This is a genomic window from Mycobacterium sp. E2497 (genome assembly GCF_001668695.1).
Lineage (GTDB): Bacteria > Actinomycetota > Actinomycetes > Mycobacteriales > Mycobacteriaceae > Mycobacterium.
Genome location: NZ_LZKD01000019.1, coordinates 90,493 through 96,760, shown reverse-complemented (window position 1 = coordinate 96,760; position 6,268 = coordinate 90,493). Strand labels below are relative to the sequence as shown.

The 6,268-nt window shown below is 67.3% G+C and carries 5 protein-coding genes and 2 pseudogenes; 3 read left to right on the top strand and 4 right to left on the bottom strand.

Annotated elements, in window-relative coordinates; all coding sequences use genetic code 11:
• Nucleotides 1-193 (top strand): annotated as a pseudogene (locus tag A5713_RS27150) (alpha/beta fold hydrolase); the annotation flags it as partial.
• Here the strand turns inward: A5713_RS27150 and A5713_RS28900 are convergent.
• Nucleotides 185-340 (bottom strand): annotated as a pseudogene (locus tag A5713_RS28900) (alpha/beta fold hydrolase); the annotation flags it as partial. The pseudogenes A5713_RS27150 and A5713_RS28900 overlap by 9 nt on opposite strands.
• A gap of 202 nt (nt 341-542) precedes the next feature.
• Between A5713_RS28900 and A5713_RS01675 the strand changes: the two are divergent.
• Complete coding sequence (locus tag A5713_RS01675; RefSeq protein WP_068091844.1) at nt 543-2,246, top strand: MOSC and FAD-binding oxidoreductase domain-containing protein; 1,704 nt, start codon at nt 543-545, stop codon at nt 2,244-2,246.
• A 14-nt stretch (nt 2,247-2,260) separates the two neighbouring features.
• Here A5713_RS01675 and A5713_RS01670 read toward each other — a convergent pair whose 3' ends face one another.
• From A5713_RS01670 to A5713_RS01660, 3 genes are all read right to left on the bottom strand, one after another.
• Nucleotides 2,261-3,001 carry an SDR family NAD(P)-dependent oxidoreductase gene (locus tag A5713_RS01670; protein ID WP_068091842.1) on the bottom strand — a complete coding sequence of 247 codons (741 nt, stop codon included), beginning with the start codon at nt 2,999-3,001 and terminating at the stop codon, nt 2,261-2,263.
• Nucleotides 3,002-3,066: 65 nt separating this feature from the next.
• Nucleotides 3,067-3,864: a family 1 encapsulin nanocompartment shell protein gene (locus A5713_RS01665; protein WP_068091840.1), complete on the bottom strand. Its 798-nt coding sequence runs from the start codon at nt 3,862-3,864 to the stop codon at nt 3,067-3,069.
• Nucleotides 3,861-4,871 (bottom strand): Dyp-type peroxidase, encoded by a 1,011-nt coding sequence (locus A5713_RS01660; RefSeq protein WP_068091838.1) that lies wholly within the window; start codon nt 4,869-4,871, stop codon nt 3,861-3,863. The genes A5713_RS01665 and A5713_RS01660 overlap by 4 nt, the downstream gene beginning before the upstream one ends.
• A 109-nt stretch (nt 4,872-4,980) precedes the next feature.
• Here A5713_RS01660 and A5713_RS01655 point away from each other — a divergent pair, with 109 nt between their 5' ends.
• Nucleotides 4,981-6,255 carry a M18 family aminopeptidase gene (locus A5713_RS01655; RefSeq protein WP_082972713.1) on the top strand — a complete coding sequence of 425 codons (1,275 nt, stop codon included), beginning with the start codon at nt 4,981-4,983 and terminating at the stop codon, nt 6,253-6,255.
• Nucleotides 6,256-6,268 lie beyond the last annotated feature (13 nt).

Below are 6,268 nucleotides of genomic sequence, written 5' to 3'. Positions count from 1 at the left end.
ACCCGCGCTCGTGCTGTTGCACGGCTTTCCGACCAGCTCCTACATGTTCCGGCATCTGCTGCCGGCACTCGCGGACCGCTATCACGTCATCGCACCCGACCACCTCGGCTTCGGGCTTTCTGACGCGCCGTCCGTCCAACAGTTCGACTACACCTTCGACGCGCTGACCGACCTCACCGCCGGCCTGGTCCGCGAGTGCCGGCAGCAGATGCCGGAACATGTAGGAGCTGGTCGGAAAGCCGTGCAACAGCACGAGCGCGGGTTCGTTCGGGTCGCCCGCTTGGCGGAAGAAAAGCCGGTGACCGTCGACGGTGGCGTATCGATGATGGACAGCCGGCATGACTTTCCTCCTCGGTTGTCGTCCTGACGACGCCGGGCGTCGTTGGACGTGTAGGACTCTGGTGTTCCGAGCAATAATGGGTTATGTGACCCATTATGCACCCGAAGGGTCCGCGGCACCAGTGCCGTCTCCTGTTGCCTGCCGGCCCAGGGCGGCATATTCTGGGCCGGCCATCCCAGTTGAGGGATTCGGAGGTGACGCTATGGGCGCACTGATTTCGGTGAACGTCGGCATGCCCAAGGACGTGCAGTGGCTGGACAGGACCGTCTACACCGGGATCTGGAAATCGCCCGTTCAGGGGCCGGTCATGGTGCGCCACCTGAACATCGACGGCGACGGCCAGGGCGATCTCGGCGGCCACGGCGGCGAGCAGCGCGCCGTCATGGTGTACCAGACCGAGTCCTACGACTTCTGGAAGAAATATCTGGGACGCGACGACCTCGTGCCCGGCAACTTCGGGGAGAACTTCACGGTCACCGGCCTGCCCGACGACGATGTGTGTATCGGGGACCGCTACCGGATTGGTGAAGCCGAGTTCGAAGTCACCCAGCCCCGCGTCACGTGCTTCCGGGTCGGACTGCGCCTGAACGAACCCAGGATGCCGAACCTTCTTGTCTCTCAACGCCGGCCGGGCTTCTACTTACGGGTGATCACCGAGGGGCGGGTCCGGGCGGGCGACGAGATCGTGCGAATCCGCCGCGGCCGGCACGGGCTCAGCGTCGCCGACGTGGACGCGCTGTTGTATCTGCCGAACCGCAGACTCGACCAGCTCCGCAAGATCGTCGACGTGCCTGCGCTCAGCCCCGGCTGGCAGCAGTCCTTCCGGGACATGCTCGAATCACCGCAGGGATCCGCAGCCGAACGCCCGGGCGCACCCCCGGTTTGGGTCGGATTTCGCCCGTTGCGCGTCAGCGCAACACGCGGGGAGAGCCCACAAGTGACGTCCATCCAACTGGAGGCTGACGACGGCTCCGACCTGCCGGCACCGCTCCCGGGGCAATACCTCACGGTGCGAATACCCGGCGCGGGCGCGCCGCCCCCGCTGCGTAGTTACTCCCTATCGGGAGACCCCACCGCGGGGTACTACCGCATCAGTGTCAAACGCGAAGAGCACGGTCTGGTGAGCCGATGGCTGCACGAGCACGTCGAGCCGGGCTCGGTGGTCGAGGCCGCCGCCCCGCGTGGCGAGTTCTACCTCACCGATGGTGGCGGTCCGGTATTGCTGATGTCGGCGGGCATCGGCATCACGCCCGTCTTGGCCATGCTGCATGCGCTCGCGGCGGCCCGCAGCGACCGCGACATCCGGTGGGTGCACACCGACCGCAATCGTGAAACGCAAGCTTTCGCAACCGAAGTCACCAGCTTGATCGGATCATTTCCGCGAGCGCGGCAGTCGGTGTTCTACACCCAGACACAAGGCCGCCTGAACCGCCCGGCCATCGCGGCGCTGGGCATCCCGGCCAACGCGACGGCATACCTGTGCGGCCCAACCCAATTCATGAGCGACATGCGCGATGCGCTGACCGCTGCCGGGCTGGACCCTCAGCGGATCCATAGCGAACTGTTCGGCACCCTGCCGCCGATCAACCCCGGCATCGTCGACGGTGCCCCTCGTAACCCACCGCATCCCCCGGCGGGCGATCCGGGGACGGGACCGGCGATCACGTTCGCGCGCAGCGGCTTGACGGCTCCCTGGTCCTCCGGCTACGCAAGCATTCTCGAGTTGGCCGAAGCGTGCGACGTGCCCACTCGATATTCCTGCCGAAGCGGGGTCTGCCACGTGTGTGTGACCGGCGTCGTTGCCGGCAGCGCCAGATATGTCCAGCAGCCCCTGGAGCCTCCGGAGCCCGGGACCGTGCTCATCTGCTCGGCGGCCCCAGACACCGAGCTGGTGCTCGACCTGTAGCGGAAACCGTTGCCTCAGGCGGCGATCGCGCGTTGACCGCCGCTCACGGGCACGACAGCGCCGTTGACATAGCTGGCATCGGGGGAGCTGAGGAACACCACCGCGCTCGCGATCTCGCTGGGCTCGGCCGGCCGGCCGAGCGCGGTGCTGGCGGCCACCGTGTCCAACACCCCGGGTATGACCGCCACACCGGGAGTGTCCGTCGGCCCTGGCGCGATCGCGTTCACCCGTACCCCGGACCGGCCGAACTCATCCGCCCAGACGCGCGTCAGCAGCTCCAGGCCGGCTTTGGTGGCGCCGTAGATGCCTGCCCCGCTGGCCGGCACGGAGGCCGCGACGGTGCCGATGTTGACGACCGCGCCGCCGCCCCGCTCGATCATTGCCGGCACAAGTTGCTGGACCAAGATGTATGGGGCGCGCAAGTTCACATTGACGTGGTCGTCGAACGTTGCGTCGTCGGTGTCAACGGTGGCTCCGAATTGGTAGACGCCGGCGTTGTTGACCAGTATGTCGACCGGACCCGCTTCGGCCGCCAGGCGGCGCACGTCTTCGCTATCGGTCAGGTCTGCAGCTACGAAACGCGCTTTGCCTCCGGCATTTTCGATCTCACGGACCGTCTTCTCGCCGCGTTCGGCACTGCGGCCGTGTACCACCACCTCAACTCCGCGTTCCGCGAGTTGTAGCGCGATCGCCCGTCCGATCCCTGACGTGGCCCCGGTCACCAGCGCGGTGGAGCCGGCCATTGTTGCTGCCATCGAACCCTGCCTCCACGAGAAGTTCCCTTGCCTCCCCGTCAGCAGCGGGCCGCCGACGTTTATTCCTAGGAGCCCAGTGGGACGGCGGCCTCGGCGGTGTAGCACAGGAACGTCAGCGTCTCCTGCAGATACAGCTGCACAGTGTCCGCATCATGGCTGGTGTAGCCGATCGACACGTCGGTGCCCAGCTGCAGGTCGAAGTCGCCGCCGCGGGTGGTCAGGACGAAAGCGCCGTCGATTGCCGGCGCCCAGATGATGTCCCCGGGAACCAGCCGGTCGATGTGTTCGAGGATCGGATATCCGTGTTCGGTGGTCTCGCTGACCTTCGTGTAGACGTCGGCTGACAGCAGCACCGAATAGGGGCCGTCGACACCGGCCAGCCGCAGTTCGGAGATCGCCTGGGTGATGACGTCCGGAATCTCGCGGGGATCCGCCGGCAACGTCAGCGGCTTGTTCGAGCTGGCCGCGCGGATGCCCTCGATCGACGCGGCGGGGTAGCCCTCGAAGATGGCGCGGTCCTCGACGAATGCCAGCTTCTTGGCGGCGGCCTTGACCGGGTCCCAGTCGGAGTCCTGCGCGCCACGCTCCACGTTGTCGATCTCGTAGCGGGACAGGGTGAACGGGACCCGCAGCCGGACAAGGGGTTTGCTTGCCCGCAGGTGAGCCTCCACACCGTCGGAGGGCGACGCCACATCGATCAGCCGACCGGTGCTGACCGCCGCCGTCACGGGGCCGCCGGGTCCGCTCACGTCCACCACCCGGCGTCCGGCGACGTGACGTTTGAACGTCCGGGTCGCCTCCAATTCGATTTCTTTCCAGGCGGCTTCGGTGACCGGTGCCAGGTCGCGGTAGAGGTTGTTCATGAAGTGGTTCCTTTCAGGCTGCCGATGGAAAGTGAGCCGTCCTGTGCGGCAGGCGTTTCCGCCACCGGCGCTGCCGGCAGTGGCGGTGGATCGTCGAGGAAGTCGACAGTGGGGGAGAAGAACAGGCCACCGGTGATCGCGGTGGAGAATTCGAGGATGTGGTCGGTATTGCCGGGCGGATCTCCGAGAAACATGTTCCGCAGCATCTGTTCGGTGACCCGCGGCGTGCGGGAGTATCCGATGAAATAAGTGCCGTATTGACCTTTGCCGAGTTCGCCGAACGGCATGTTGTGCCGCACGATCTTCAGCTCAGTGCCGTCGTCGTCGGTGATGACGTTGAGCGCGATGTGGGAGTTGGCCGGCTTTTCGTTGTCGTCGAGTTCGAGGTTCTCCAGCTTGGTGCGGCCGATCACCAGCTCCTGCTCGCTCACCGAAAGCGAATTCCACGAATCCATTTCGTGCAGGTACTTCTGCACGTGCACGTAGCAGCAGCCCCCGAACTCGGGATCCTCGGCGCCGATCGCTGTGGCGCTGACGGCCAGCTGGCCATCGGGGTTCTCGGTGCCGTCGACGAAGCCCAACAGGTCGCGGTTGTCGAAGTAGCGGAATCCATGCACCTCATCGACCACGGTGACCGCACCGGCCATCGACCGCAAAATGCGGTCGGCGAGTTCAAAACACACGTCCAGGCTCTCGGCCCGGATGTGAAACAACAGGTCCCCGGGAGTGGCCGGCGCGGTGTGTCGTGGGCCGTTGAGTTCGACGAACGGGTGCAACTCGGCGGGACGCGGGCCGGTGAACAAGCGGTCCCACGCCTGCGAGCCGATAGAGGTGGTGGCCGACAACCGTTTCGGGGGCTCGCGAAAACCGATCGCGCGCACCAGCCCGGAAATGTCGGGCAGCGCGTCATGAACCGTCGCTTCTCCGCCGTCGTCGATGGTCACCACCAGAAAGACCGCCGCCGGCGTCAACGGCTCGAGGATCGGCTGCGGCTGGACGGGGGGCACTCTCCTGACCCTAGCGTGGCGACGTCGAGCGCCGGAAGGGCGCGAGCAGGGAGCCGCGCAATGGGACCTAGCGTGGCGACGCATGTCGCCGACAGCCATGATGTTGAACATGTCGGCCAGCGCCGCAGGCCTCTGCGATTTCATCGACGCTTCTCCGTCGCCGTTTCACGTCTGCGCGACGGTGGGCGCGCGGCTGACCGCCGCCGGCTACACCGAACTGCGTGAGGCCGAGCGCTGGCCGGGCGAACCTGGGCGCTACTTCACCGTGCGGGCCGGCTCGTTGGTCGCCTGGCACTCCGACGGGGCCGACGCTGCGTTCCGGATCGTCGGCGCACACACCGACAGCCCGAATCTCCGGGTCAAGCAGCATCCGGATCGCTTGGTCGCCGGCTGGCGCGTGGTCGCGCTGGAGCCGTACGGGGGAGCGTGGCTCAACTCCTGGCTGGACCGCGACCTCGGCGTCAGTGGACGGTTGTCGGTGCGTGTCGGCGCCGGGGTCGAGCACCGGCTGGTGCGCATCGAGGACCCGGTCCTGCGGGTACCGCAGCTGGCCATCCACCTGGCCGAGGACCGGAAGTCGCTGACGCTCGACCCGGAACGCCACGTCAACGCGGTGTGGGGCGCCGGCGCCGAAGCGACATCGTTCGTCGACTTCGTCGCCGAACGCGCTGGGGTGTCGCCCACCGCCGTGCTGGCCGCCGACCTGATGACCCACGACCTGACCCCCTCGACGGTGGTCGGCGCCGACGCCGACCTGCTGAGCGCGCCCCGGCTGGACAACCAGGCCAGTTGCTATGCCGGCATGGAGGCGCTGCTGGCCTTGGACGAGGCTCCGTCGCCGCGGGGTTTCCTGCCCGTGCTGGTGCTCTTCGACCACGAGGAGGTCGGTTCGTCCTCCGACCACGGAGCCCAGTCCGACCTGCTGGGCACCGTTTTGGAGCGGATCGTGCTCGCGGCCGGCGGCACCCGGGAAGACTTCCTGCGCCGGCTGCCCGACTCGTTACTGGCCTCGGCCGACATGGCGCACGCCACCCATCCCAACTATCCGGAGCGGCACGAGCCCGGCCACCTCATCGAGGTCAACGCCGGCCCCGTCCTCAAGGTGCACCCCAACCTGCGGTACGCCACCGACGGACGCACGGCCGCGGCCTTCGCCCTGGCCTGTGCGCAGGCCGGGGTGTCCCTGCAGCGCTACGAGCATCGCGCCGACCTGCCGTGCGGGTCGACGATCGGTCCGCTGGTCTCGGCCCGCACCGGGATTCCCACCGTCGACGTGGGCGCCCCGCAGCTGGCGATGCATTCCGCCCGTGAGCTGATGGGCGCTCATGACGTGGCCGCCTACTCGGCGGCGATGCGGGCGTTCCTTTCGCCCGAGCCCCGCTGAGGCCTAAGGTCTG